This is a genomic window from Arthrobacter rhizosphaerae (assembly GCF_023062595.1).
Classification (GTDB): domain Bacteria; phylum Actinomycetota; class Actinomycetes; order Actinomycetales; family Micrococcaceae; genus Arthrobacter; species Arthrobacter rhizosphaerae.
The window spans coordinates 61,111-84,278 of record NZ_JALLAN010000010.1; the positions used below are offsets into that span (position 1 = coordinate 61,111).

Genomic DNA, 23,168 nt, shown 5'->3' on the forward strand with positions numbered 1-23,168 from the left:
CAACGGTTCAGTTGTTGTTCCGGGACGGCTGGCGTTCCGTGGCAGCCTTCGGAGGGGTGGATAAACGGCCTACTACCAGCGCCGCCTGGAGAACAAAAGCTTCCCGGGGGAGGAGCGGATCCCATCCCGTGACGTCACATACGCGCTTCAGGCGGTAACGCACGGTGTTGGCATGAACGAAGAGTTCCCGGGCTGTTGCCTCCAGTGAATGCCCCAGCTCCAGGTACGTTCCCAGCGTCTCCACCAGGCCGTTGGAGGCGGCCACCAACGGCCTGTAGATGTTCTTCACAAGGCACCTTCGCGCCGCGTCGTCGCCGGAAATGACCCGTTCAGGCAGCAGGTCATCGGCGGCGACCGGCCGGGGGGCCGAAGGCCAGGCGCGGGCTGCGGTCAATCCGGCGAAGGCCGACTGGGCCGATCCGCTGGCTTCCAGCAGTGAACCGGCTTCCGGTCCGTAGACCACCGGACCCGGCGCGAACAGCTCGCTGAGCTTCTGATAGGCGGACTCCCTGTCCTGCAAACCGCCCAGGATCAGGATCAGGCGGTCCCCTTGGATGCCCACGAGGGCGTCCTCGGCAAAGCGGCCGGCAGTACGGCGCAATTCACTCACATAGCTGGCGCTGGGCTCGGACGGAGAGTTTCCGACCATTACTGTGAACCGTTCCTGGGCTTTCCAGCCCAAGGCGGCGATCCTGGATCTCAGTGCGTCGGTGTTTTCACCGCGAAGGATGGCATCAACAATCAGTGCTTCGAGGCGCGTGTCCCACGACCCCCGTGATTCCGCGGCGCGGGCGTAGACGTCGGCGGCGGCGAAGGCCACTTCCCGGGAATAACGCAGGACGGCTTCGCGCAATGACGGCTGATCGGCCTCCGGGGCGATCACCGGCACCTGGTCCTCGACTACCTCCACCACGATGCGTATCAGCTGGAGGGCTTTTTGCAGGCTGATGGAGCGGGTGAGTTCAGTGGGTGCTGTTCCGAAGACATCCGAAAGAATCCACGACGGCGAACTTGGACGTTCGTACCAGGTCACGAAAGCCGCGATGCCGTTCTGGGCCACCATTCCAAGGGCAGACCGCTCATCCGAGCTGAGCCTGCTGTACCAGGGAAGCGATTTTTCGAGTTGGCGCAAAGTGGTGGTGGACAACTGGCCCACGCTTGCCCGCAGCTTTTTAAGCGTTTCGGTCTTTTCGGGAGTGAGGGTCCGTGACGCAGGCTTGCGCTTTGCGGGAGTTGGGTTTGGCTCTGCCATGCAACGAGCATACGGTGCGCGGCGGACAAGCTCCATTTGTGCAAAGGCTACAAACGGCCTTTCGGCCCGACAACGACGACGGCGGTCCTCACCGAAAGGTGGGAACCGCCGTCGCCATTTGCCAAGCTCAACGCAGGTGAAGTCCGGGGGCTAGGAGTCTCCTCCAGCGTTCCCGGTGCTGCCTGCATTGACGTTGTGCAGGCGGTACTTCTCGATTGCCTGAGCGGGTGCTCCTGCATCCACCTCTCCGCGGCGCGCCAGCATCTCAAGGGAGCGGACAACCACTGAGTGGGTGTCGTTCTTGAAGAAGCGGCGTGCAGCGGCACGGGTGTCCGAGAAACCGAACCCATCCGCGCCGAGCGAGGCGAACTCGTTCGGCAGGAACTGACGGATCTGGTCCGGCACGGCCTTCATGTAGTCGGTAACGGCAACAATCGGTCCGGTTGCACCGGCAAGCTGCTGGGCCACGAAGGGTGTCCTCGCGGGCTGGCCCGGGTTCAGGAAGGCCTCTTCTTCGGCGGCAAGGCCGTCGCGGCGGAGTTCATTCCAGGACGTAACAGACCAGACGTCGGCGGAAACGCCCCAGTCCTCGGCAAGGATCCGTTGCGCGTCCAGGGCCCACGGAACCGAGACACCCGATGCCAGGATCTGGGTCCGGGGACCGTCGATCTTGGCTGGTGCCAGCAGGTAGATGCCCTTGATGACTCCCTCGACGTCCAGCTCTTCGGGTTCGGCAGGCTGAAGGATGGGCTCGTTGTACACCGTGATGTAGTACATGAGGTTCCGGTCGCCGGTGTTCTCGCCGTACATCCGCTCCAGGCCGTCACGGACGATGTGGCCCATTTCGTAACCGTAAGCGGGGTCATAGGTGACCACTGCGGGGTTTGTGGAGGCAAGGAGAGGGGAGTGTCCGTCAGCGTGCTGGAGGCCTTCACCGGTAAGGGTGGTCCTGCCCGCCGTGGCGCCGATGATGAAACCACGTGTCATCTGGTCAGCTGCTGCCCAGAAAGCGTCGCCTGTCCGCTGGAAACCGAACATCGAGTAGAACACATACACGGGTACCAGCGGCTGGCCGTGGGTGGCGTATGCGGTACCGGCGGCGGTGAACGCCGCCACTGCTCCGGCTTCGTTGATGCCCGGGTGGATCAGCTGCCCGGCGGGAGACTCCTTGTAGGCCAGGACGAGGTCCCGGTCCACGGAAAGGTAGTTCTGGCCCTTGGGGTTGTAGATCTTTGCAGTGGGGAAGAAGGCGTCCATACCGAACGTACGCGCTTCATCGGGGATGATCGGCACGATCCGCTGGCCGAACTCCTTGTCCCTCATGAGGTCCTTGAGCAGCCGGACGAACGCCATGGTAGTGGCCGCCATTTGCTTGCCTGAACCACGCTTGGCCACTTCGTAGGCCTTGCTGTCCGGAAGCTTGACGTCCACGTGCTCGGACCTCCGCTCGGGAACAGCACCGCCCAGGGCAGCCCGTCGCTCCATCATGTATTTGATTTCGGGGGCTTCGGTTCCGGGGTGGAAATACGGCGGCTGGTACGGGTCGCCCTCAAGCTGGTCATCCGAAATGGGGATGCGCAGGTGGTCGCGGAAGGACTTGAGGTCATCCAGCGTGAGTTTCTTCATCTGGTGGGTCGCGTTGCGCCCTTCGAAGTGCGGTCCGAGACCGTACCCCTTGACCGTCTTCGCGAGGATGACGGTCGGCTTGCCCTTGAACTCAGTGGCGGCCTTGTACGCGGCGTAGACCTTGCGGTAGTCGTGTCCGCCGCGCTTGAGGTTCCAGATGTCGTCATCGCTCAAGTCCGCGACCATGTCCTTGGTCTGCGGGGTTTTGCCGAAGAAGTGCTCGCGCACGAATCCGCCGGATTCGGCTTTGTACGTCTGGTAGTCGCCGTCGGCTGTCTCGTTCATGATCTTCACGAGCGATCCGTCCGAATCGCGTGTGAGCAGGTCGTCCCACTCGCGGCCCCAGACCACCTTGATGACGTTCCAGCCGGCGCCTCGGAAGAACGCCTCCAGTTCCTGCATGATCTTGCCGTTGCCGCGCACCGGCCCGTCAAGGCGCTGCAGGTTGCAGTTGATGACGAAGTTCAAGTTGTCCAGGTTCTCGTTCGCGGCGAGCTGGAGCAGGCCGCGTGACTCGGGCTCGTCCATCTCTCCGTCTCCCAGGAATGCCCAGACCTGCTGGTCTGAGGTGTCCTTGAAGCCGCGGTTGTGCAGATACCGGTTGGACTGTGCCTGGTAGATGGCATTCATGGGTCCAATGCCCATGGAGACTGTGGGGAATTCCCAGAAGTCCGGCATCAGCCGGGGGTGGGGATAGGAGGAAAGGGCATGTCCCTCACGGGACTTTTCCTGCCTGAACCCATCGAGGTCCTTCTCGCTGAGCCTGCCTTCCATAAAGGCGCGTGCGTACATTCCCGGGGACGCGTGTCCCTGGAAAAACACCTGGTCCCCGCCGCCGGGATGGTCCTTGCCGCGGAAGAAGTGGTTGAAGCCCACTTCGTACAGGGTTGCAGCGCCGGCATAGGTGGAGATGTGCCCGCCAACACCGATATTTGGGCGCTGGGAACGATGCACCATCACTGCTGCATTCCAGCGCATGTAGGCCCGGTAGCGGCGCTCGTACTCCTCGTTTCCGGGGAATTCTGCTTCCTGGTCCACCGGGATGGTGTTCACATAGTCCGTGGTGGTAACCATCGGAACCCCGACGCTCTGGGCGCCGGCACGCTGCAACAGACTGCGCATGATGTACTGGGCACGCTCGGTGCCCTGTTCCCTGATCAACGAGTCGAGGGACTCAATCCATTCGGCGGTCTCATCCGGATCACGATCAGGCAGCTGGTTAGTCAACCCGCTGAGGATATGGGAGGTATCTTCTCCTGCAGCCACGTCCAACCTCTCTTTGCGCGCATTCAGCGGCGCCCTCAGGTCCGGCAGGGTAACTGCCTGGCGTGAACGCGACGTGTGCGACGTATCGGTAACATCAGCCCGGTCATGTGCGCCGGGCAGGGGTCCTATCACGTCTATGACCACACATAAAGCCAGAGCGGTTGCCCCGCAGGCATAGACGTCATCAGCAACTCTAACTCTGACCGCGATGCGATGCGTAGCCGCGTGCTTTACACCCCTGTCGTATTTCGCAGTCATACTGGTTGTGTGACAATCCGTGGAGTAGTTTCGGCGGATCCACTGCGCCCTTCGACGCAGAAATTGGGGGGCCACGGGGCCAACAGCTTGATGCGCAGGCTCAAAGGGTGTTGGCTTGTAGCAATGGAGGTCGCCTGACTTTTATGGAATCAAGAGTATTGGAGGAACACGTGAGCGAGGCCGACGCCGCCACTTCGGTAAATGTGGCGGAAAAATTGGGTTTCAAAAACGGGGATCTGATTCAGGAGTTCGGTTACGACGACGACGTCGACTTCGACTTGCGTGACGATGTTGAAGACCTCACGGGCTCGGAACTCCTCGATGAAGATGACCACGACGTCGTTGATGCCGCCATTCTTTGGTGGAGGGCTGACGACGGCGACCTGGTGGACACCTTGGTCGAACCCCTGACCACCCTCTCCGAGGGCGGTGCCATTTGGGTCCTGACACCGAAATCCGGGCGCCCCGGCTATGTGTCTCCTGCGGATATCCAGGATGCTGCCCCCACCGCTGGCCTTCACGTCACCACTTCAGCTGGCGTCTCCAAGGACTGGAGTGCCACGCGGTTGGTGACCAGGAAGAATAAGTGACCCTGCCCGTTCAGTCCATTGCGGAACGTACGCTTGTTCCCGCCGTCGGCCAACCGGCACCTGATTTCGAACTGGTCAATCAGTTCGGTGAGCCAGTCCGGCTCTCTGCGTTGCGCGGCCGAAATGTGGTTGTGCTTTTTTATCCGTTTGCGTTTTCCGGGATCTGCACCCAAGAGCTTTGCGAGATCCGGGATAACCTCGCCGTGTTTGATGACACGGACGCGACCGTGCTGGCAGTTTCCGTTGACAGTAAGTTCACGCTTCGTGCCTATGCAGAGGCGGAAGGCTATGGCTTCAACCTCCTGGCAGACTTCTGGCCACATGGAGCCGTGGCTGAGAAATACGGGGTATTCGACGCCGTCACGGGGATGGCCTTGCGCGGCACTTTTATCATCGACTCGGACGGCCTGATTCAATACGTCGTGGTCAATCCCCGGGGACAGGCCAGGGACCTGGCGGACTATCGTGAGGCCTTGGCTGGACTGGCGGGGTAGCTGGATCAATGAGGCAGCGGCGGCCGGGGATCGGTATGACTGGGTTTGCAATCATGCCCTCCATTCCTGCCGCAGGCCCCGCCCCTGATGAGCTGGACGTACTACAGGCCGTAGCTGATCTCCTTAGCGGCGCCCGGTTTGCCATGCTCACCGGAGCCGGATTGAGTACTGATTCGGGAATTCCCGATTACCGCGGCCCTGGATCGCCTCCCCGGGAACCCATGACTTACCAGGAGTTCGTGGGGGAGCACCAGAACCGTCAGCGCTATTGGGCACGCAACCACATCGGATGGTCCCACCTGAGGCGGGCCGATCCAAACCCCGGACACTTGGCAATTGCCGATCTTGAAAAGCACGGGCTTTTGACGGGCCTTATTACACAGAACGTCGACCGCCTGCATGAAGACGCCGGCAGCGTCAACGTGCTTGACCTGCACGGCCGTTTTGACCAGGTGGTCTGCCTGTCGTGCTCCCGCCGCTACAGCCGGAAACTTGTGGCCGGCGTGCTTGAAGAACTCAATCCAGGATTCCTCAAGGAAGCTCTTGCTGCAGGAGTGGTCGAGATAGCGCCGGACGCTGACGCTGAAGTGGACGACTCCCGGTTGATCGAGAGCTTTGTGATCGCCAATTGCCCTGCCTGTGGTGGACTGCTGAAGCCGGATTTCGTCTATTTCGGGGAGAATGTTCCGAGGGTAAGAGTGGAACAGGCCTACGCCATTGTGGATGAAGGCCAAGCGCTTGTAGTGGCAGGATCCTCCCTGACCGTGATGAGCGGTTTGCGGTTCGTTCGCCACGCAGCGAAGCAGGGAAAACCGGTAGTCATCATCAATCGGGGTGAAACCCGCGGGGACAACCTGGCCACCATTAAGCTCGAAGCCGGCGTTAGTGAGTCGCTGACCTGGCTGGCGGCCAATCTTCCCGCAATATAGGAGCCGAAACGGGACGACGAAGGCGATTGGCTTTCTCCGCCCAGGTTCGGGTAGAGTCTATGTTCGTTGGTTGGACGCGCGACAGCGTTGAAACCATACGATGGGTCTTTAGCTCAGCTGGTAGAGCGCCACGTTTACACCGTGGATGTCATCGGTTCGATCCCGGTAGGACCCACCACAGATAGCCCCGTCATTCTGGTCATTCGGCCAGAGCGGCGGGGTTTTCGCGTTCCAGTGTTTGTCGCACCCTCGCTGTAGCTTGGGCCGATGGAACACGTACTGGTACGCCTGACCCCCAATGGTCATCCCGCAGCTGTCCTCAGGAGTGGTCGGGAGTGGACCGTCGCTGCCGACTGCGTCCGGTGGTTTGAGCGCACAAACTGGTGGGAAGCCGAGCGAAGAATGCCAAAGGGCCTGAGCCGGGTAGATGTTGAGGTGTGGCAGATCCAGGCGAGGCTCGGCCACAACTGTTTGTCTTCGTTGACCACCATGGAGTTGGTCCGCGACAGATTGGGCGGAGGGTGGCGGGTTCGCTCGGCCGTGGCCGCTTAACGACGGGCTATCAGCGGGAAAATTAGCGCTAACCAAAGAATTGGATAAGCCCTCCACCGCGGCTATTGGGGGATGCCGCGGTGGAAGGCTTGAAATGAATATACCGTGAAGCGTTGGAAAAAAGAAACAACACGCAACTATTAAGGAAACTTCAGGGCAACATCTGTTGGCCCGGACCTGTTCCGATGAGTGGTTGTGGGCTACTCATAATGCCCGCCTTTAGCGCTCAGCGGGCTCACAAGCAGCGTTTACCACTAGGATGTTTTGTGTTCAGCTGAATGAACAGAGGGCTGAAACTGCGGCATCGAGCTAAGGAGAATCATGGTGGATTCCCGAACTTCCCGTTCGTCCGAGGGAGCAGGAAGCGCGTCTCCCGCGCCTGCTGTAACGCGGGCGTCTGCCGTCCTGGACGCCTTGGCGGCGTCGGCCACTGGGCGCCTGACGTTAAGTGATGTGGCCCGGGAGCTCGGCATCCCGAAATCATCAACGTCCAACCTTCTGCTTGCCTTGGAGGAGGCACGCCTCGTGAGCAGGCAGGGTCAGGATTTTGCCTTAGGGCGCAAGCTTGTGGAGCTGGGTGCAGCCTATTTGAGCCGGCTGGATGAGGTGCAGGAGTTTTACCGCTACTGCGAACAGGCACCCACTCTGTCCGGTGAGACAGTACGGATCGCGATGCTCGAAGGTATGAACGTCATATACCTCGCGCGGTACGAAGGCCATCCTGCCGTTCGCTTGACCTCGAACATCGGCGACAAGATGCCCGTATCCCTCTGTGCGGTGGGGAAAGTCCTTATTGCCCGACTCCACGACCACGACCTGGCAGAGAAGTTCCCGGACGACTTGCAATTACCTGTAATGACACCCAAGTCGCTGCGCACGGGAGCGGAGTTGAAGGCCCAGATCCGGCAAATCCGCGAACAGGGGTATGCCTTCGAGGACGAGGAATCCACAACGGGGGTGGTCTGTCTCGCTGTGGCTGTACCCACCCGCGGAGCCCATGGGCCCAGTCTCGGACTTTCGGTGACAGCACTCAAGGCTACGTATTCGCCGGAACAGGGTGCCCAGATGGTCAAGGAGTTGCAGGAGCTGGCCCACTCCCTGGGTAATCCGATGGGGTAAGGGTGCTGGCCACCTCCCGTAGCGGATGAACCAGCTCCGAGCGGTCATGCCTCCACTCCTATGACGCGTACAAAAATTCTCCTTGGCCAGCCGTTCACTATGTTGTACTCTGTTCATCATAGTGATCAGCACCGTGGTGCTGGGCTATCCCGCCAGACCAACGGGGGTCTGGAGTGTTCTTAAGGGAGTGCTTGTGACAACTCGTACTGAATTACCGCTGGCTGATGCGGACGGCGCCGTCGTCGAACCGGAACAGCTGCGAAGGGCGACTCTTGCCAGCTCCGTGGGTTCCGCGCTGGAGTACTACGACTTCTACATCTACGGCTTGGCCTCTGCTCTGATTTTTGGGCCCCTGTTCTTCAAACCTCTTGGCGCTGAGGGTGCGCTGATTGCATCCTTCGCCACATACGGTGTTGGTTTTGCGGCCCGCCCCTTCGGCGGTGTCATCTTCGGCTACATCGGGGACCGCTTCGGCCGGAAGATGGTGCTGATCCTGACGATCGGCCTCATGGGAGCTGCGAGCTTCGCCATCGGCCTCCTGCCTACCTTTGAACAGGCCGGCATGCTTGGCGCCGTTCTGCTTGTGACCCTGCGAATCCTCCAGGGGCTCGGTGCGGGCGCAGAGCAGGCCGGAGCCACAACGCTCATCTCGGAAGTTGCCCCGAGGCGGCGTCGTGGTTTCTTCGCCTCTCTCCCCTTCGTTGGCATCCAGCTGGGTACGCTTCTGGGCGCCGGTACCTTTGCTCTCATCGCGATGGCAGACAAGGCTGTTCTTGAAGGCTGGCTGTGGCGCGTCCCCTTTCTGGCCAGCATCCTGTTGATTGCTGTTGCTATCTTTATCCGGCTGCGATTGAAGGAGACACCGGTCTTCCAGGAGCTGGAGAAGCACAAGAACGTTGTCAAAAACCCCGTGGGAGAGCTCTGGAAGCACTCGAAAAAGAATGTGCTGATCGGCATCGGGCTGCGGATGGGTGAGAACGGAAACTCCTCGATCTACTCGGCGCTGCTGGTTGCCTTCCTTGCCGCTCCGGCAGGAGTATTCCCGGGAGACAAGTTCATTGGTCCCGTTGGCCTCCTCATCGCCGCCGGCTTCGCCGCCGTTATGGTGGTTACCTTCGGTGCCCTGTCAGACCGCTTCGGACGGGTCCCGGTCTACCGCTACGGTGCCCTGTTCCAGGCCCTCATTGCCTTCCCGGCCTTCTACCTGGTTACTCTCGGCAACGTAACGCTCGTCTGGGTGGTCATGGTGGTGGGCATCGCACTCGGCGTGCAGTCCATGCTTGGCCCGCAGTGCCCGCTCCTGCCGGAACTGTTCGGATCGCAATACCGTTTCACCGGCGTTGCCATGAGTCGCGAGCTTTCCGCGGTGCTGGCCGGCGGTCTCGTTCCGCTCGTGGGCGCTGCCCTGCTCGCGGCCACCGGGTATTCGTGGCTTGTTCTGGCTATCTACTCTGGGGTGCTGGCGCTGATCTCCTTTGCCACAACCTTCTTCACTCCTGAAACCAGAGGCCGCGACCTCCTGCTCGTCGAGGACGCAAGCTAGTCCTCTCGTTACTCTCTCGCACACCTCGTCGTCTAGAGGAAAAGGCGGCCCTCCTTCGGGAGGGCCGCCTTTGCGTTACCAGCTCTCATAAACTCATTGGGCGGGAGTGACATCGACTTTCCGGTATACAGAGACGTGGCTGCGGGAGTCCGCGGTGAATTCGCTGCGGTCCCAGTCCGCCCATCTGGATTCGAGCTCAAATCCGGCCAGCCGCGCCATAAGGTCGAGCTCGCTGGGCCAGATGTACCGGTGTGGTGTCCGTCCAATCCTTGCCTCGCGCCCTTCCGACAGCTCGGGGCCGAACCGCACGTGGTGCGAGATGACATGCTGCAGTAACACGTCATAGGTATCGACCAGAAGATAGCCGGGCTGACTCACCTCGACTGTCCCGTCGTGTCCGGGTGGCAGTGAACGCAGTTGCGGCACCCAGAGCTCAATAACGAAGTGCCCGTCTGGTGCCAGATGGCGGGCAGCGTTCTGGAAACAGCTGACCTGATCGTCCTGTGTCAGGAGGTTTGAGATGGTGTTGAACACGAGAAAGGCCAGCGAAAAGTTCCCGCCAGCCGATGCCTTGATCATGTCGCCTTGAACAACGGGAATCTGGTCCTCTCCGACCTTTTCACGTAGTCGGGAGATCATCGCGTGTGACAGTTCGATGCCGCTGACCTGGACTCCCGCCTCTGCTAGCGGGATGGCTACACGACCCGTGCCGATGGCGAACTCGATGGCCGGACCGTCATCCGCGAGTTCTGACAGGAGCTCTACCGTGGGCCGAAGGACCTCCGGGGAGAACATCCCCTGCCCGGGCGTGTCGTACTCTTTCGCGACCGCGTCATCCCAAAGCTGTTGCTGATCGACCATCCCGCCACTATTGCATAAGCCGCGCGGCCTGCATACAAAAGGCCCGGCCGGGAAATCAACACATAATCGAAATCCAGCCGGGCCTTTGAGTTTTAGTAGAAATGCAGGGTATCAACCAGATGGGGGAGTTCTCCGCCGTCGAGATAAGTGCGCAGGTTGCTGCAGAAGCGGTCGGCGATAAGCCGGTTCTCGGCGGCGCTGAGGGCCGAGGTGTGCGGTGAAACCATGACCTTTGGGTGGTTCCACAGGGGACTCTCCTGCGGGAGAGGCTCGACGGCGAAGACGTCCAGGCATGCGTAGGAGACCTGGCCGTTGTTCAGGGCTTCCAGCAGGGCGTCCTCGTCCACCACCGTCCCGCGGCCCACGTTGATGAACACGGTGCCGGGCTTCATGGCCGAAAAAATCTCCCGGTTGAAGAGTTTCTCCGTATAGGGAGTGCCGGGCAGTGTGTTGACGACGGCGTCTGCCGAAGCCACAAGCCCGGCCAGGCCGCTGTTGTCAGCTACTTCGTCAATTCCGTCGATCGGTGCCACCGAGCGCTTGGTGCCGCTGACCTTCATGCCCAGGGCCCGGGCGATCCTGGCCGTCTCAAGTCCGATTTCACCCAGGCCTGCCACCACCAGCCGGGAGCCGTTGACCAAACGCGTGGGAACGCGGAGTTCAGGCCACGCTTTGGCGGCCTGGTCCTGTGCGAGTTCAGCGCTGCGTTTGAATCCGTTGAGGATGCCGAGCGCAGTGAATTCCGCGAGGGGCAGGGCATGCACGCCGGCAGAGGTTGTGACCTGGAATTTCTGGAGAGTGTGGCTGTCCAGCCCAGAGGCTTTGACTGCACCGCCTGCACCGGCGGCCATGGCATGGATCCATTGCAGATGGGGGTTACTGCCGGCGATTCTGGCCAGGCCGCTGGGGCTTTCGTTGGGAAACCCGTACAGGACCTCGGCCTTGTTGAGCATTTCCCAGTACCGGTCTTCCTGCTCGGGGGTCCGCTGAAAGTCCGGGTCCCCTGAATGGTCAGCCGGGAAACGTTCCGGAGGAAGAAGGTCGGGTTCGTACAGCACAGTCACAGAGGGATCTACGGCGCGGATCCGCTCCACGTGCTCAGCTTCGAGCGGTACGGCGATCGCGACGATGGTTTGAGAAGACGTCATTTGTTCATCATACTGAATACAGTCAAGAATACTGAACAGTTTGCTCGAGGAAGTCCTCAGCTTACGGGAGTCTTTCCCTCTGCTCCCGTGGCGAGGCTCAAGCGCCAGAATCTTAGTGGTGAGGCTGTAGAAATACCCGCGGTTGATCTCGCCAGTTGGGCTCCAATTCAGCCAGGGAGTGGCGCATGATCCTGTCTGCGGCTTCCCGTGCACCCACTGAATCTGCGGCGGCGATCGCCTCTGCCACTTCTCTGTGCCACCGCAGTGCAGCTTCACTGGGGTGGTCGGGCATCAATCCGAGGACGGTCCGGCCTGTCAGCGTTTCGGCCACCTGCCCTACGAGATTTGCGAACATCTCGTTGCCCGAACCCGTGAGCAGTAATGAATGAAACCGGATGTCCAGGTTCAGGAACAGAGGCAGGTCGCCTGCCTCGCCTGCGGCCCTCATGGCGTCGGACACTTCCAGAAGCTCCCTCCGAAGGGCCTCCGGCGCGTTGAGGGCCGCAAGCTCTGCAGCTATTGGTTCCACTGCTGAACGGAGCTCCGCGAGAGAGCGGAGTTGGGCTCCGCGGGCATCCCCGGCAAGACGCCACCGGATCACGAGCGGATCAAACGGGTTCCAGCGGTCGGCGGGAAGGACCCGGATGCCTACTCTCTTGATCGTTTCGACCAAGCCGAGGGACTGCAGCACACGGACTGCTTCGCGGACAACCGAGCGGGATACTTTAAGTTCATCCTCCAGTTGCTCAGCCAAGACAACATGGCCTGCGGGAAGGCTTCCTCCGACGATGCTGGTCCCCAAATGTTCAATGGCGCGATGGTGGAGGCTGGTTGACATAGTGGTAAGCATAATCGTGCCCGTGTTGTTTCCTTCAGCTGGTTGCCGGCAGTTCGGAAGATGCACCCGGACAGGCCTTTTGGCCTTTTTATGACGCAAAGTCTTCCAGTACGTGGGCTGAACTTCCCCGTACTGCCCGGCAATACATATGCTTTATTCATATCCACTGGTTCTCAAACTGTGTTCCGCAGGAAGTGCGGGACTGGATGCATACCCTGCACATGAATGAATTGGAGTTTTGATGTCTGCACACATCGGTGTCACCGGCCTCGCGGTCATGGGTGCCAACCTGGCCCGAAACCTCGCCAGGAACGGCTTCACCGTTGCCCTGCACAACAGGTCCGTGGAGAAGACGGATGTCCTGCTGGAAAAGCACGGGCACGACGGCGACTTTGTCCGAACCGAAACCCTGCAGGAACTGGTTGATTCCCTGGAGAAGCCGCGCCGCGTGCTCATCATGGTCAAGGCCGGCAAGCCCGTCGACTCGGTGATTGAGCAGTTGGAGCCCTTGTTGGAGCCTGGCGACATCATCATCGACGCCGGCAACTCGCACTACGAGGACACCCGTCGCCGGGAAGCCGCCCTTGCTGCCAAGGACCTGCACTTTGTGGGTATTGGAGTTTCCGGTGGGGAAGAAGGTGCACTCAACGGTCCCTCCATCATGCCGGGCGGCTCGAAGGAGTCCTACGATGCCCTCGGGCCCCTGCTGGAGAAGATCGCAGCCCAGGTCGACGGTAAGCCGTGTTGCGCCTGGATCGGCACTGATGGCGCCGGCCACTTCGTCAAGATGGTCCACAACGGCATCGAATACGCCGACATGCAGGTTATCGGTGAAGCCTTCGACCTGCTCCGCTCAGGGGCAGGCATCGAGCCGGCAGAACAGTCGAAGATCTTCGCTGAATGGAACCAGGGCGATCTCGCCTCCTTCCTGATCGAGATCTCGGCCGAGGTTCTGGGCCACGTGGACTCGAAGACGGGTAAACCGTTTGTCGACGTCTTAGTGGACGCTGCCGGTCAAAAGGGCACCGGCCGTTGGACCGTCATTTCCGCGCTGGAACTCGGTTCCCCGACGTCGGGTATTGCCGAGTCCGTTTTCGCCCGGGCGCTCTCCTCACAGGCGGAGCAGCGCAAGCTGGCCCAGGAGCTCCTCGCAGGTGAGGAAATCGACGTCGAGGTGCCCGCTACATTCGTCGAGGATGTCAGGCAGGCCCTGTACGCCTCCAAGCTTGTCTCCTACGCCCAGGGCCTGGACATGCTGACCTCCGCAGCCAAGGAATATGGCTGGGACCTGAAGCTTGACGAGATCGCTTCGCTGTGGCGGGGCGGCTGCATCATCCGCGCCGAACTGCTCAAGGAAATCACCAAGGCCTACGCCGCCGAGGAGAAGCCCGCAAACCTGCTCTTCGCACCGGCCTTCACCAAGGCGATCGCCGAGGTTCTTCCGGCATGGCGACGTGTTGTAGCCACTGCCGTTCAGCTGGGCATCCCCGTTCCGGTATTCTCCTCGTCCCTGGCCTACTACGACGGCCTGCGCCGCAAGCGCCTCCCCGCCGCCGTGATCCAGGGCCAGCGTGACCTGTTCGGAGCCCACACCTACGGCCGTGTTGACGCCGAAGGCACATTCCACACTCTTTGGGGCGAAGACAAGTCCGAAATCGCCGCAGTGGACACGCACTAGTTCCTGCCGCAACAGAACGGCCGGCGACTCGCAGTGGGAGCCGCCGGCCGTTCTTTGTTTCTGCGTCCGAGGTGGATCGAGGTCCAGGAGGCTGTCAGATCCGGTATTCGATGTAGTACTCGGCAGGGTCAACGGCTGCCTTTGTTTCGCGCTGGGCGTCGCGGTGGCGCCAGGTCGCAGGAACGCCGGTGACAATCGATTCAGCCGGCGCGTCCTTGACGACGACGGCATTGGCACCGACAGCACTGTCACGCCCAATGGTGATGGGGCCCAGGATCTTGGCGCCGGCACCGATGGTAACGCGGTCGCCAATGGTGGGGTGCCGCTTAACCTTGGCGAGGGAACGCCCGCCGAGGGTCACACCGTGATAAATCATCACGTCCTCGCCGATCTCCGCCGTCTCGCCGATGACCACACCCATACCGTGGTCGATAAAGAACCGGCGGCCTATGGTGGCACCGGGGTGGATCTCGATGCCCGTGAGGAACCGGGCCAGCTGGGAGATCAGCCGGGCGGGGAACCGCAACGAAGGAGTTTGCCACAGCCGGTGGGTCACACGATGTGCCCAGATGGCGTGCAAACCGGAGTATGCGAAAAAGTTCTCAAAAGAACCTCGAGCCGCCGGGTCGTGTGACCGGGCGGCGTCGAGGTCTTCCTTAAGTCTTGCGAAAAAGCTCACAAAGATCTTTCTACAGGAAATGGGGGAGAGCGGGCGAAGTATCAGCCGCGGATATCGTCATAGAGCACAGTGGAGATGTAACGCTCGCCGAAGTCGCAGACGACTGCCACAATCAGCTTGCCCGCATTTTCCGGGCGCTTCGCCAGCTCAAGCGCGCCCCACACAATGGCGCCCGAGGAAATGCCGCCCAGGATGCCTTCCTTGATGCCGAGTTCGCGTGCGACCCGTACGGAGTCTTCGAGAGTTGCGTCCAGGACCTCGTCATAGACGTTGGTGTCCAGGATCTCCGGAACGAAGTTCGCGCCGATTCCCTGGATTTTGTGCGGGCCAGGTGCGCCACCGTTGAGGATGGCCGAGTCTTTCGGTTCCACGGCCACGATCTGGACACCGGGGTTGCGTTCCTTCAGGACCTGCCCGACGCCGGTGATGGTACCGCCCGTGCCGACGCCGGATACGAAGATATCCACCTTGCCGTCAGTGTCCGTCCAGATTTCTTCGGCCGTGGTGGTGCGGTGGATCTCGGGGTTGGCCTCATTGGCGAACTGCTGAGCCCAGATGGAGTTCTCGGTGTTGGCGACAATTTCCTGCGCCTTTTCCACTGCTCCGCGCATTCCCTCAGAACCTGGCGTGAGCACGATCTCGGCACCAAAGGCGCGCAGCATAACGCGGCGCTCTGTGGACATGGTTTCGGGCATGGTCAGGATGACCTTGTAACCGCGGGCGGCACCCACCATTGCCAGGGCGATGCCAGTATTGCCGGACGTTCCCTCGACGATGGTTCCGCCGGGCTTCAGCGCGCCGGACTTCTCGGCTGCATCGATGATTGCAACACCGATGCGGTCCTTGACGCTGTTGGCCGGGTTGTAGAACTCAAGCTTGACGGCCACTGTTGCGTCAAGGCCATCAGTCAGCCTGTTGAGCCTGACCAGCGGAGTGCCGCCGACCAGCTGGGTAACGTCATCATAGATCCGTGCCATGTATCTGAGCCTGTTCTCTGAGGTGGGAATACTGAGGTCAGCCTAACGAGGCCCGGGAACCCTTGCTAAGCGTTAAGCCATGCAGAGTAATATTTCCGGGCCTTGGCCAGCTTCGGGTTGATGATGACCTGGCAATAGCCCTGCTCGGGGTGTTTGCCGTAGTAGTTCTGGTGGAATTCCTCAGCTACGAAGAATCGGGGCAGCCGGCTGACCTCGGTAACTATCGGATGGGACCACAGAGCCTGGTTCCGCTCGATGGCCTCCTCAAAAAGGATCTTCTCCTCCGTTGTCTGGTAGAACATCGAGGAACGGTACTGGGTGCCGACGTCGTACCCCTGCCTGTTCAGCGTGGTGGGATCATGCAAGGCAAAAAACATGTCAAGAATGACATCTGCCGGGATTACATCCTCGTCGAAGGTAACGGCCACAACCTCGGCGTGCCCGGTGGTGCCGGCACACACCGAGTAGTAGTCGGGATGAGGATCGTGGCCTCCGGTATAGCCTGAGATTACCGAGCTGACACCCTTGGTTATTTGGTAGACGGCGTCCAGGCACCAGAAGCAGCCTCCGCCAAGTACAAACGTTTTCATGTCCTCTTCAATGGTTGAAGCAGTCCGATGATTCCCGGACAACCTTACGAGAGTGCAACGCGTCCAGTCGAGGCCCTGTAATAGGGTAAAAATGGGGGTATGGAACCAGTGAACACGGATGTTTCAACGGCGCCCTCCGCGCAGGGCACACCCACACCGGACCCCTCGGGGACCGAGAACGTGTCCTTGACGCCCACACTGGGTGAAATTCTGCTCGCTGTGGAGGAGCTTTGGCCCGAGTCCCTTGCAGAAGAATGGGACGAAGTGGGCCTTGTGGCCGGGCATCCGTCTGCGTCCGTCAAGCGGATCATGTTCGCCGTGGATCCCACCCTGGAAGTCATCGAAGAGGCCATCCAATGGGGCGCCCAGCTCCTGATCACCCATCACCCTCTGCTGCTTAAGGGCGTCAACTCCGTCGCAGCCACCACCCCCAAAGGCGCAGCCGTCCACCGGCTGATTGAGTCCGGCACGGGGCTCCTCACAGTCCACACAAACGGTGATTCCGCCGTCGGAGGCGTCTCCGACGTCCTTGCTGACGCCTTGGGTCTCCAGAACGTGGTGCCGTTGATGGCCGCTGCAAACGGCCTGCCTGAAGAAGGGATAGGCCGCGTGGGCGATCTCGCCGACGTTATGACCCTCGGAGACTTTGCCGCCCGGGTGTTCGGTATCCTTCCCTCAGTTGCGGGCGGAGTCCGTGTCTCCGGGGACAAGGACGGGCTCATCCGCAGGGTTGCCGTCTGCGGCGGTGCCGGGGACTCCCTGTTCAACGAGGTCAGGGCCAGCAACGCCGATATCTTTGTCACGGCCGACCTGCGCCACCACCCTGCGTCCGAAGCGCGCGAGGCCGCCGTTAACGGCAGGCCCTACCTGATTGATGTTTCGCACTTCGCCAGCGAGTGGCTGTGGCTGCCGGCAGCCGCGGAAGCACTGGGCAACGTCCTGAACGACCAGGGCCACGAGGTGGAGATCCAAGTCAGCACTACCAACAGCGATCCCTGGGACTTCATTCTGACTCCCGGCTAAGCCTGAGGTGCGAGGGGCCCGGGTGAGCGCAGCGAGGCAGGGGAGCAGCGCAGGCGCTAGAGTCTAAAGAGCGCCGCACGGCGTCCGGCTTCGGCCGGTTGGAACAAGCGGAGGTATCAGTGGCCAAGGCAGCACCGGCGGAACAATTGAAGTTGCTGGAACTTCAGGGGCTTGATGCCAAACTCAAGTCACTGTCCAACCGCCGTCGTACTCTTGAAAACGATCCCCGCATCACCGACCTTGAGGCGGCACTCAGCGTGGCCAACGGCGAGTTGGGGGCGGCCAAGATGGCCGTACACGACGCCGAGACGGAGCTCAAGCGCGCCGAGGACGACGTCGAGCAGGTTGCCTCGCGGATCGCGCGGGACGAAGCGCGACTCAACAGCGGCACGGGATTGTCCAAGGATCTTGTTGCGCTTCAGAAGGACATTGCCTCTCTGAACAAGAGGCGCTCAGATCTCGAGGACGTCGAACTCGGCGTAATGGAACGGCTCGATGCGCTGCGGGAACGCCAAGCGGCCCAGCAGCAGATCGTGGACGATATCAAGGCTTCCTTCAGCGTGATCCGGGCCGAACTCGATGCCGCCCTCGCCGAAGTCTCCACTGAGGAGCATGCAGTTTCCGGCCAGCGGTCAGCGTTCGCTTCCGGACTCGACGGCGGGATGCTGGCGGTCTATGAAAAGACACTCGCCAAGAGGGGAGTCGGGGCTGCCCGGCTCTTCCACGGCAAGTCTGAAGGTTCGGGCATGCAGCTCAGCCCAGGCGACCTCGCCGAGATCAAGGCAGCGGCAGAAGATGACATCGTATTCTGCCCGGACTCCGGCTGCATCCTTGTCCGCTCGGCTGAGTGGGCCTAAGGCCCTCGCAAGCGTTCATGGCAACCTGGCCTGGCCGGGCAGGATGATGTTGAGCGTGTGGGCCTTGCGGGCCGTGCCTTCAACGAGTTCACAGCTCCACTTCTCGCCGGCAGCCTTCAGCAGTTGCGCCGGAGTGCCCGGAGCATTCCCTCGCCGGGTCAGCAGATGCCGGGCAACCTCGCCACGGGTGTGCTTGGCGAAGTGGCTGACCACCTTGCGCACTCCTGCTACCTCCGTAAAGACATTGACCGCAACCGTCTGCGCCGCCGGCGGCGCCCATGCCGCGGCGTAGGTGCTTGAGCGGCAGTCCACGAACAGCTCGCCGGCAGTAAGGCCGGCAAGGGCGGCCGTGATCCGGGGCTTCCAGAAGGAAGCCAGGCGTCCGACGTCGGGAAGTGCCGTTCCCATCGATAACCGGTAGGCGGGCACCCGGTCATCGAAACGGATGGCCCCCCACAAGGCCGAGATGACCAGCACCGAGTCATGCGCCTTTTTCCGCTGTGCCGGAGTCAGGGACTGGTAACCCAGTGCGTCGTACAGGACACCCGAGTAGACCTGGTGAGCGGGTGCTGCCGGTTCCCGGTGCAGGCGGGTGTTGCGGTCGACGTCGTCCTTCAGCGATGCCCCAACGCCCAGGAGGGCGAGGGCATCTTCATGCGCGCTCACAGTACCGAGTGCCTCCAGTACTTCAGCACGGTAGGCATTCAGCTCGGGAAAACTCAGGGTTGGCCAGTGAACGGCGTCGCCATGGACGGCCGGTGTCTTGCCTTCGGAAGGGGGGAGCAGAATCAGCACCGTACGATCTTAGGGGCCGCCACGGAGGGCGCCAAAGATGACGGTGGCTTCCCGTGGACCAGCGGTGCAGCCGGTGGAGCGGCTGCCCGTAGAATGGACTCGGATGGGTTGACCAGGCGGCCGCGCGTCACGAAAGTGGCTCGAGGAACGTCCGGGCTCCGCAGAGCAGGGTGGTGGGTAACGCCCACTCGGGGTAACCCGCAGGCCAGTGCCACAGAAAACAGACCGCCTGCAGTTTGGTTGTGTTCGCACAACCTGACGCGCAGGTAAGGGTGAAACGGTGGTGTAAGAGACCACCAGCTTCCCGGGTGACCGGGAAGGCTAGGTAAACCCCACCCGGAGCAAGGCCATACAGGGCGCGATTGAGGGCTGCTCGCCCGAGTGCCCGGGTAGGCCGCTGGAGGGCGTCGGCAACGGCGTCCGTAGATGGATGGTCGCTATTCCCGTGCCGGTAACAGTGCGGGAACACAGAACCCGGCGTATCGGTCAACCCATCCACATACCCCGCCACGTTGCAGGTGAGGCATGGCTTGCCTGTTCGTGTGAGTGACTTCACGCCCTCCTGAGGCAGGAAGTCAAGCCCCTCGCCTCTAGAATGGACAGTGAACGTAGAAGTTCTGCCGCCGGATCTGCGTTTGCAGGGGCGGTTTTTCTTTGCGCTTCTCCAAGGCATCCGGGGTGGACCGAATCCCCGCCGATGCCTGCGCCCCGGAACACCTCCGGCGGCCGACATCTTCATACGAAGACGTATGCAGTTGACCCAAGGAAGGTAGTTCTGTGAGCCAGACGTCAGATTCTTGTCTTGATACGTGGATGGGCCGGGAGGCGCTAGCCGAGGCCATGATCCCTGTGATCGGCCGGCTGTACCGCGAGAACAACGTGGTCACCAGCATCCACGGACGCAGCCTGATCAATAAGTCCACCATGAACATCCTGAAGGCGCACCGGTTTGCACGCCGCATGAGCAAGGACGAACTGCTTCTCGAAGAGACAGCTCCTTTGCTTAACATCCTGTCCCAGCTCGAACTTGGGGCTGCGGCAATCGACATCGCCCGGCTCAACCAGAAGTTCAAGGTCGAAGGCAATGGCGCGACACTGGAAGAATTCCTGCGCGACGAGCTTTCGGACATCGTGGGCAAGCACGGGGGCGATGACCGCACCAGCACCGACGTCGTGCTTTATGGTTTTGGACGCATCGGACGCCTGCTGGCACGCCTGCTCATCGAAAAGGCCGGTGGAGGCCACGGGCTGCGCCTGCGCGCTATCGTTGTCCGTCGCGGCTCCGACAATGATCTGGCCAAGCGGGCAAGCCTGCTCCGCCGTGATTCAGTGCACGGTTCCTTCGAAGGCACCATCCGTGTGGACGAAGAGAAGAACACCATCACAGCCAACGGAGTCCAGGTCCAGGTCATCTACTCGGACAACCCTGCCACCATCGACTACACCAGCTACGGCATCCACAACGCACTCGTGGTGGACAACACGGGCCGCTGGCGCGACGCCGAGGGCCTTTCCCAGCACCTGCAGAGCCAGGGCGTTTCCCGCGTGCTGCTGACGGCTCCGGGCAAGGGCGAGCTCAAGAACATCGTCCACGGCATCAACCACGGGACAATCCTGGATTCGGACAAGATTGTCACCGCGGCGTCGTGCACAACCAACGCCATCACCCCGGTCCTGAAGGCGATCAATGACAAGTACGGTGTGGTGCACGGGCACGTCGAGACGGTCCACTCCTTCACCAACGACCAGAACCTGATCGACAACTTCCACAAGGGTGACCGCCGCGGGCGTTCGGCCGCGCTGAACATGGTGATCACTGAAACCGGTGCCGCCAAGGCCGTGGCGAAGGCGCTGCCCGAGCTGTTGGGCAAGCTCACCGGCAGCTCCATCCGAGTTCCCACGCCGGATGTCTCCCTCGCCATCCTGAACTTGAGCCTCGAAAACGGCACCACCAAGGAGGACGTGAACAACTACCTCCGCGAAATGTCCCTGCACTCGGAGCTGCGCAAGCAGATCGACTACATTGACTCTCCTGAAGTGGTGTCCACCGACTTCGTGGGATCCCGCCGTGCAGGCATCGTTGACGGTTTGGCGACGATTTCCAATGAAAAGAACCTTGTACTCTACGTCTGGTACGACAACGAATTTGGCTACAGCTGCCAGGTAGTCCGCGTTATGGAGGAGATGGCAGGGGTCAACCCGCCGTCGTTCCCGGCCAAAGAGCCGGCCTCTGTTCTTGCGGCCATCGCGGTCTAGCATTCGGGAGATTCCCGGCTGACACTCTGGTATCAGCCGGGAAAGGTGCCCAGAATGGTGTCATGAATACAGACTCAGCTCTCGGAGAACATGACACCACTCTTGAACACGCGCTTGACGTAGCCCGCGCCAACCATAAAGAAGCCATACGGCTGTTGGAGCAGGCCCGCGTCGCACATGCGGCCGGGGACATCGGCGATGACAGGATCAGGCAGCTCGAGGACCTGATGAACCTCGCCGAGGAAGATCTTCGCAGGGTAACAAGGGAGCAGTAATCCGGGGCGCTGTACCAGACTGGCCTTACCTGCTCCTGCACTGTTCCTCCACACTGTGGATAGCGCCGGAATTGTCGGTGGTCTGCCCTAGGCTTTTCCGGTGCCCCAAAGACTTCCGCTACGCCAAAGACTTCCGCTGGATCTAATACGCCCAAGCGTTAGAACCCGAACAGCGGGACAGTCATGACCATCCACTGGTCCGCTTACCGCCGTGCCCGCCGTCGTTCGCGTCAGGCCTGGGCCCTGCTGTCTGTACTGATCCTCGGAATCGTCTGTGTCATTGGGTGGTTCTTCACCGTCGGGCAGTTCTCCATCGCGGAGCCCCGGGTCAACGGCCCCTCAGAAGCCCCGGTGCTGGACCGCGATTGGATGAAGCCCGTGGCTCCCGTCCAGCCCGTCCCTGCGGGAAGCGCAGCCGGTGCCCTGGAGCAGCTGCCAGTCAAGGGCCGCGCCCCTAAGAACGACTATGACCGCAGCGCATTCGGACAGGCCTGGTTCGACGCCGATCACAACGGCTGCGACACCCGCAACGACATCCTCAGACGCGACCTTACGGGGGAGTTGTTCACTGAAGGCTCAGACTGCAAGGTTTCGAGCGGTGATTTCCACGAGCCCTACACAGGATCCTTGGTCTCGTTCCGCCGAGGCTCTGAGAGCAGCATGGCTGTCCAGATCGATCACGTGGTGGCCTTGGCTGATTCCTGGCAGAAAGGCGCCCAGCAGTTGACAAAGCAACAGCGGCAGAACCTGGCCAACGATCCTCTGAACCTCATCGCGGCCGACGGCCCCGCCAACCAGGAGAAAGGTGCCGGGGATGCTGCAACCTGGCTTCCGGGCAACAAGGCTTTCAGATGCCACTACGTTGCCCGGCAAATCTCGGTGAAAGCGGCCTACCGGCTCTGGGTCACCCAGCCAGAGAAGGACGCCCTGAAGCGGGTCCTTGATGCCTGCCCTTGGCAGCAGACAATTATTGTGGAGTAAGTTTCAGTGGCCGAACGGATCAGGGTCAACGCCCGGCATCCAGGTCAGACCCGGCACGCCCCATCCGCTCTTCTTGGCCTGCTTCAGCGCCTTGCGGGCGTATCTGTCAATCAGGCGGTTCACGTACAGCTTGCCGTCCAAGTGGTCGTACTCGTGCTGGATGACCCGTGCGAACCAGTCAGTGGCTTCGAAATCCAGAGGCTTACCATCGCCGTCGAATCCCTGCACCCGGACCCACTCAGCCCGCTTTAGCGGGTACTGCCCGCCGGGGAAGGAGAGGCAGCCTTCGACTTCCTCGTCCGGATCCGGCAGCGCGCCGGAAACCTTGGACAGGGTCAGGACGGGGTTCACCACGACTCCCGTAGGCGGGACATCGTCATCGTTGGCGAACTTATAGATGAAGACCCGCTTGCCGACGCCGATCTGGGGCGCTGCGAGTCCGACGCCATTGGCGGCGTCGTTGGTCTCGAACATGTCCGCAATAAGACGGCGGAGGTCGTCGTCGAAGACGTCGACCTCGGCGGCCCGGCGGTGGAGTACCGGCTCGCCCCAGATGGTGATCGGCAAAACGGTCATCTCGG

General features: G+C 61.3%; 22 protein-coding genes, 1 tRNA gene and 1 other RNA gene. 14 read left to right on the forward strand and 10 right to left on the reverse strand.

Annotation, left to right across the window (positions count from 1 at the left end; all coding sequences use genetic code 11):
* Window positions 1-7: 7 nt before the first annotated feature.
* Both MU551_RS14300 and aceE read right to left on the reverse strand, forming a co-directional pair.
* Window positions 8-1,252 carry a PucR family transcriptional regulator gene (locus MU551_RS14300; protein WP_247045695.1) on the reverse strand — a complete coding sequence of 415 codons (1,245 nt, stop codon included), beginning with the start codon at window positions 1,250-1,252 and terminating at the stop codon, window positions 8-10.
* A 150-nt stretch (window positions 1,253-1,402) separates the two neighbouring features.
* Window positions 1,403-4,144, reverse strand: a complete 2,742-nt coding sequence (gene aceE, locus MU551_RS14305; RefSeq protein ID WP_247045924.1) for a pyruvate dehydrogenase (acetyl-transferring), homodimeric type — start codon at window positions 4,142-4,144, stop codon at window positions 1,403-1,405.
* A 428-nt stretch (window positions 4,145-4,572) separates the two neighbouring features.
* Between aceE and MU551_RS14310 the strand changes: the two genes are divergently transcribed.
* The 7 genes from MU551_RS14310 (at window position 4,573) to MU551_RS14340 (ending at window position 9,629) form a co-directional block, all read left to right on the forward strand.
* Window positions 4,573-4,992 carry a DUF3052 domain-containing protein gene (locus tag MU551_RS14310; RefSeq protein ID WP_247045697.1) on the forward strand — a complete coding sequence of 140 codons (420 nt, stop codon included), beginning with the start codon at window positions 4,573-4,575 and terminating at the stop codon, window positions 4,990-4,992.
* 2 nt (window positions 4,993-4,994) lie between these two features.
* A complete protein-coding gene (locus MU551_RS14315) occupies window positions 4,995-5,486 on the forward strand; it encodes a peroxiredoxin (RefSeq protein ID WP_247045925.1) in 492 nt (163 codons plus the stop codon).
* A gap of 8 nt (window positions 5,487-5,494) precedes the next feature.
* Window positions 5,495-6,415 (forward strand): NAD-dependent protein deacetylase, encoded by a 921-nt coding sequence (locus MU551_RS14320; protein WP_247045699.1) that lies wholly within the window; start codon window positions 5,495-5,497, stop codon window positions 6,413-6,415.
* A 102-nt stretch (window positions 6,416-6,517) separates the two neighbouring features.
* Window positions 6,518-6,593, forward strand: a tRNA-Val gene (locus MU551_RS14325).
* Window positions 6,594-6,682: 89 nt separating this feature from the next.
* Window positions 6,683-6,967 (forward strand): hypothetical protein, encoded by a 285-nt coding sequence (locus MU551_RS14330; RefSeq protein WP_247045701.1) that lies wholly within the window; start codon window positions 6,683-6,685, stop codon window positions 6,965-6,967.
* 321 nt (window positions 6,968-7,288) lie between these two features.
* Window positions 7,289-8,086 (forward strand): IclR family transcriptional regulator, encoded by a 798-nt coding sequence (locus tag MU551_RS14335; RefSeq protein ID WP_247045703.1) that lies wholly within the window; start codon window positions 7,289-7,291, stop codon window positions 8,084-8,086.
* A gap of 193 nt (window positions 8,087-8,279) precedes the next feature.
* On the forward strand, window positions 8,280-9,629 hold the full coding sequence (locus MU551_RS14340; protein ID WP_247045705.1) for an MFS transporter: 1,350 nt from the start codon (window positions 8,280-8,282) through the stop codon (window positions 9,627-9,629).
* Between the two features lie 93 nt (window positions 9,630-9,722).
* Here MU551_RS14340 and MU551_RS14345 read toward each other — a convergent pair whose 3' ends face one another.
* From MU551_RS14345 to MU551_RS14355, 3 genes are all read right to left on the reverse strand, one after another.
* Window positions 9,723-10,490, reverse strand: coding sequence for a class I SAM-dependent DNA methyltransferase (locus tag MU551_RS14345; RefSeq protein WP_247045707.1), 768 nt, complete (start codon window positions 10,488-10,490; stop codon window positions 9,723-9,725).
* A 92-nt stretch (window positions 10,491-10,582) separates the two neighbouring features.
* Window positions 10,583-11,638 carry a D-2-hydroxyacid dehydrogenase gene (locus tag MU551_RS14350; protein WP_247045709.1) on the reverse strand — a complete coding sequence of 352 codons (1,056 nt, stop codon included), beginning with the start codon at window positions 11,636-11,638 and terminating at the stop codon, window positions 10,583-10,585.
* A 112-nt stretch (window positions 11,639-11,750) separates the two neighbouring features.
* Entirely contained in the window at window positions 11,751-12,476 is a 726-nt protein-coding gene (locus MU551_RS14355) for a FadR/GntR family transcriptional regulator (RefSeq protein WP_247045711.1), read from the reverse strand.
* A gap of 241 nt (window positions 12,477-12,717) precedes the next feature.
* On the opposite strand from MU551_RS14355, the gene gnd reads away from it, so the two are divergent.
* The gene (gnd, locus tag MU551_RS14360; RefSeq protein WP_247045713.1) at window positions 12,718-14,154 is read left to right on the forward strand and encodes an NADP-dependent phosphogluconate dehydrogenase; all 1,437 of its coding nucleotides are present in this window, start codon (window positions 12,718-12,720) and stop codon (window positions 14,152-14,154) included.
* 94 nt (window positions 14,155-14,248) lie between these two features.
* Here the strand turns inward: gnd and epsC are convergent, their stop codons facing one another.
* The 3 genes from epsC to msrA all read right to left on the reverse strand — a co-directional run bounded on the left by epsC (window position 14,249) and on the right by msrA (window position 16,400).
* The gene (gene epsC, locus MU551_RS14365; RefSeq protein WP_247045715.1) at window positions 14,249-14,833 is read right to left on the reverse strand and encodes a serine O-acetyltransferase EpsC; all 585 of its coding nucleotides are present in this window, start codon (window positions 14,831-14,833) and stop codon (window positions 14,249-14,251) included.
* Between the two features lie 41 nt (window positions 14,834-14,874).
* Window positions 14,875-15,810 (reverse strand): cysteine synthase A, encoded by a 936-nt coding sequence (gene cysK / locus MU551_RS14370; protein WP_247045717.1) that lies wholly within the window; start codon window positions 15,808-15,810, stop codon window positions 14,875-14,877.
* A 65-nt stretch (window positions 15,811-15,875) separates the two neighbouring features.
* On the reverse strand, window positions 15,876-16,400 hold the full coding sequence (gene msrA / locus MU551_RS14375) for a peptide-methionine (S)-S-oxide reductase MsrA (protein WP_247045719.1): 525 nt from the start codon (window positions 16,398-16,400) through the stop codon (window positions 15,876-15,878).
* Between the two features lie 99 nt (window positions 16,401-16,499).
* Here msrA and MU551_RS14380 point away from each other — a divergent pair, with 99 nt between their 5' ends.
* The gene (locus tag MU551_RS14380) at window positions 16,500-17,423 is read left to right on the forward strand and encodes a Nif3-like dinuclear metal center hexameric protein (RefSeq protein WP_247045721.1); all 924 of its coding nucleotides are present in this window, start codon (window positions 16,500-16,502) and stop codon (window positions 17,421-17,423) included.
* 119 nt (window positions 17,424-17,542) lie between these two features.
* A complete protein-coding gene (locus MU551_RS14385; RefSeq protein ID WP_247045723.1) occupies window positions 17,543-18,280 on the forward strand; it encodes a zinc ribbon domain-containing protein in 738 nt (245 codons plus the stop codon).
* 15 nt (window positions 18,281-18,295) lie between these two features.
* Here MU551_RS14385 and MU551_RS14390 read toward each other — a convergent pair whose 3' ends face one another.
* A complete protein-coding gene (locus MU551_RS14390; protein WP_247045725.1) occupies window positions 18,296-19,075 on the reverse strand; it encodes a YaaA family protein in 780 nt (259 codons plus the stop codon).
* A gap of 104 nt (window positions 19,076-19,179) precedes the next feature.
* Between MU551_RS14390 and rnpB the strand changes: the two genes are divergently transcribed.
* The 4 genes from rnpB (at window position 19,180) to MU551_RS14410 (ending at window position 22,587) form a co-directional block, all read left to right on the forward strand.
* Window positions 19,180-19,573, forward strand: an RNA gene (gene rnpB / locus MU551_RS14395) — RNase P RNA component class A.
* A gap of 279 nt (window positions 19,574-19,852) precedes the next feature.
* Complete coding sequence (locus tag MU551_RS14400) at window positions 19,853-21,331, forward strand: glyceraldehyde-3-phosphate dehydrogenase (RefSeq protein WP_308198308.1); 1,479 nt, start codon at window positions 19,853-19,855, stop codon at window positions 21,329-21,331.
* A gap of 62 nt (window positions 21,332-21,393) precedes the next feature.
* Window positions 21,394-21,606, forward strand: a complete 213-nt coding sequence (locus tag MU551_RS14405) for a hypothetical protein (RefSeq protein ID WP_247045726.1) — start codon at window positions 21,394-21,396, stop codon at window positions 21,604-21,606.
* Window positions 21,607-21,789: 183 nt separating this feature from the next.
* The gene (locus MU551_RS14410; RefSeq protein ID WP_247045728.1) at window positions 21,790-22,587 is read left to right on the forward strand and encodes an HNH endonuclease family protein; all 798 of its coding nucleotides are present in this window, start codon (window positions 21,790-21,792) and stop codon (window positions 22,585-22,587) included.
* Window positions 22,588-22,590: 3 nt separating this feature from the next.
* On the opposite strand, the gene def is transcribed toward MU551_RS14410, so the two are convergent.
* Complete coding sequence (gene def / locus MU551_RS14415) at window positions 22,591-23,163, reverse strand: peptide deformylase (protein ID WP_247045730.1); 573 nt, start codon at window positions 23,161-23,163, stop codon at window positions 22,591-22,593.
* Window positions 23,164-23,168: the final 5 nt, after the last annotated feature.

Excerpts from the sequence above, each read along its gene's own strand:
- MU551_RS14380 (WP_247045721.1), top strand. The coding sequence starts at position 16,500 with ATGGAACCAGTGAACACGGATGTTTCAACGGCGCCCTCCGCGCAGGGC.
- MU551_RS14320 (WP_247045699.1), top strand. The coding sequence starts at position 5,495 with ATGAGGCAGCGGCGGCCGGGGATCGGTATGACTGGGTTTGCAATCATG.
- MU551_RS14350 (WP_247045709.1), bottom strand. The coding sequence starts at position 11,638 with ATGACGTCTTCTCAAACCATCGTCGCGATCGCCGTACCGCTCGAAGCT.
- gnd (WP_247045713.1), top strand. The coding sequence starts at position 12,718 with ATGTCTGCACACATCGGTGTCACCGGCCTCGCGGTCATGGGTGCCAAC.
- MU551_RS14345 (WP_247045707.1), bottom strand. The coding sequence starts at position 10,490 with ATGGTCGATCAGCAACAGCTTTGGGATGACGCGGTCGCGAAAGAGTAC.
- def (WP_247045730.1), bottom strand. The coding sequence starts at position 23,163 with ATGACCGTTTTGCCGATCACCATCTGGGGCGAGCCGGTACTCCACCGC.
- cysK (WP_247045717.1), bottom strand. The coding sequence starts at position 15,810 with ATGGCACGGATCTATGATGACGTTACCCAGCTGGTCGGCGGCACTCCG.
- MU551_RS14300 (WP_247045695.1), bottom strand. The coding sequence starts at position 1,252 with ATGGCAGAGCCAAACCCAACTCCCGCAAAGCGCAAGCCTGCGTCACGG.
- MU551_RS14355 (WP_247045711.1), bottom strand. The coding sequence starts at position 12,476 with ATGTCAACCAGCCTCCACCATCGCGCCATTGAACATTTGGGGACCAGC.
- MU551_RS14335 (WP_247045703.1), top strand. The coding sequence starts at position 7,289 with ATGGTGGATTCCCGAACTTCCCGTTCGTCCGAGGGAGCAGGAAGCGCG.
- MU551_RS14410 (WP_247045728.1), top strand. The coding sequence starts at position 21,790 with ATGACCATCCACTGGTCCGCTTACCGCCGTGCCCGCCGTCGTTCGCGT.
- MU551_RS14405 (WP_247045726.1), top strand. The coding sequence starts at position 21,394 with ATGAATACAGACTCAGCTCTCGGAGAACATGACACCACTCTTGAACAC.
- MU551_RS14330 (WP_247045701.1), top strand. The coding sequence starts at position 6,683 with ATGGAACACGTACTGGTACGCCTGACCCCCAATGGTCATCCCGCAGCT.
- msrA (WP_247045719.1), bottom strand. The coding sequence starts at position 16,400 with ATGAAAACGTTTGTACTTGGCGGAGGCTGCTTCTGGTGCCTGGACGCC.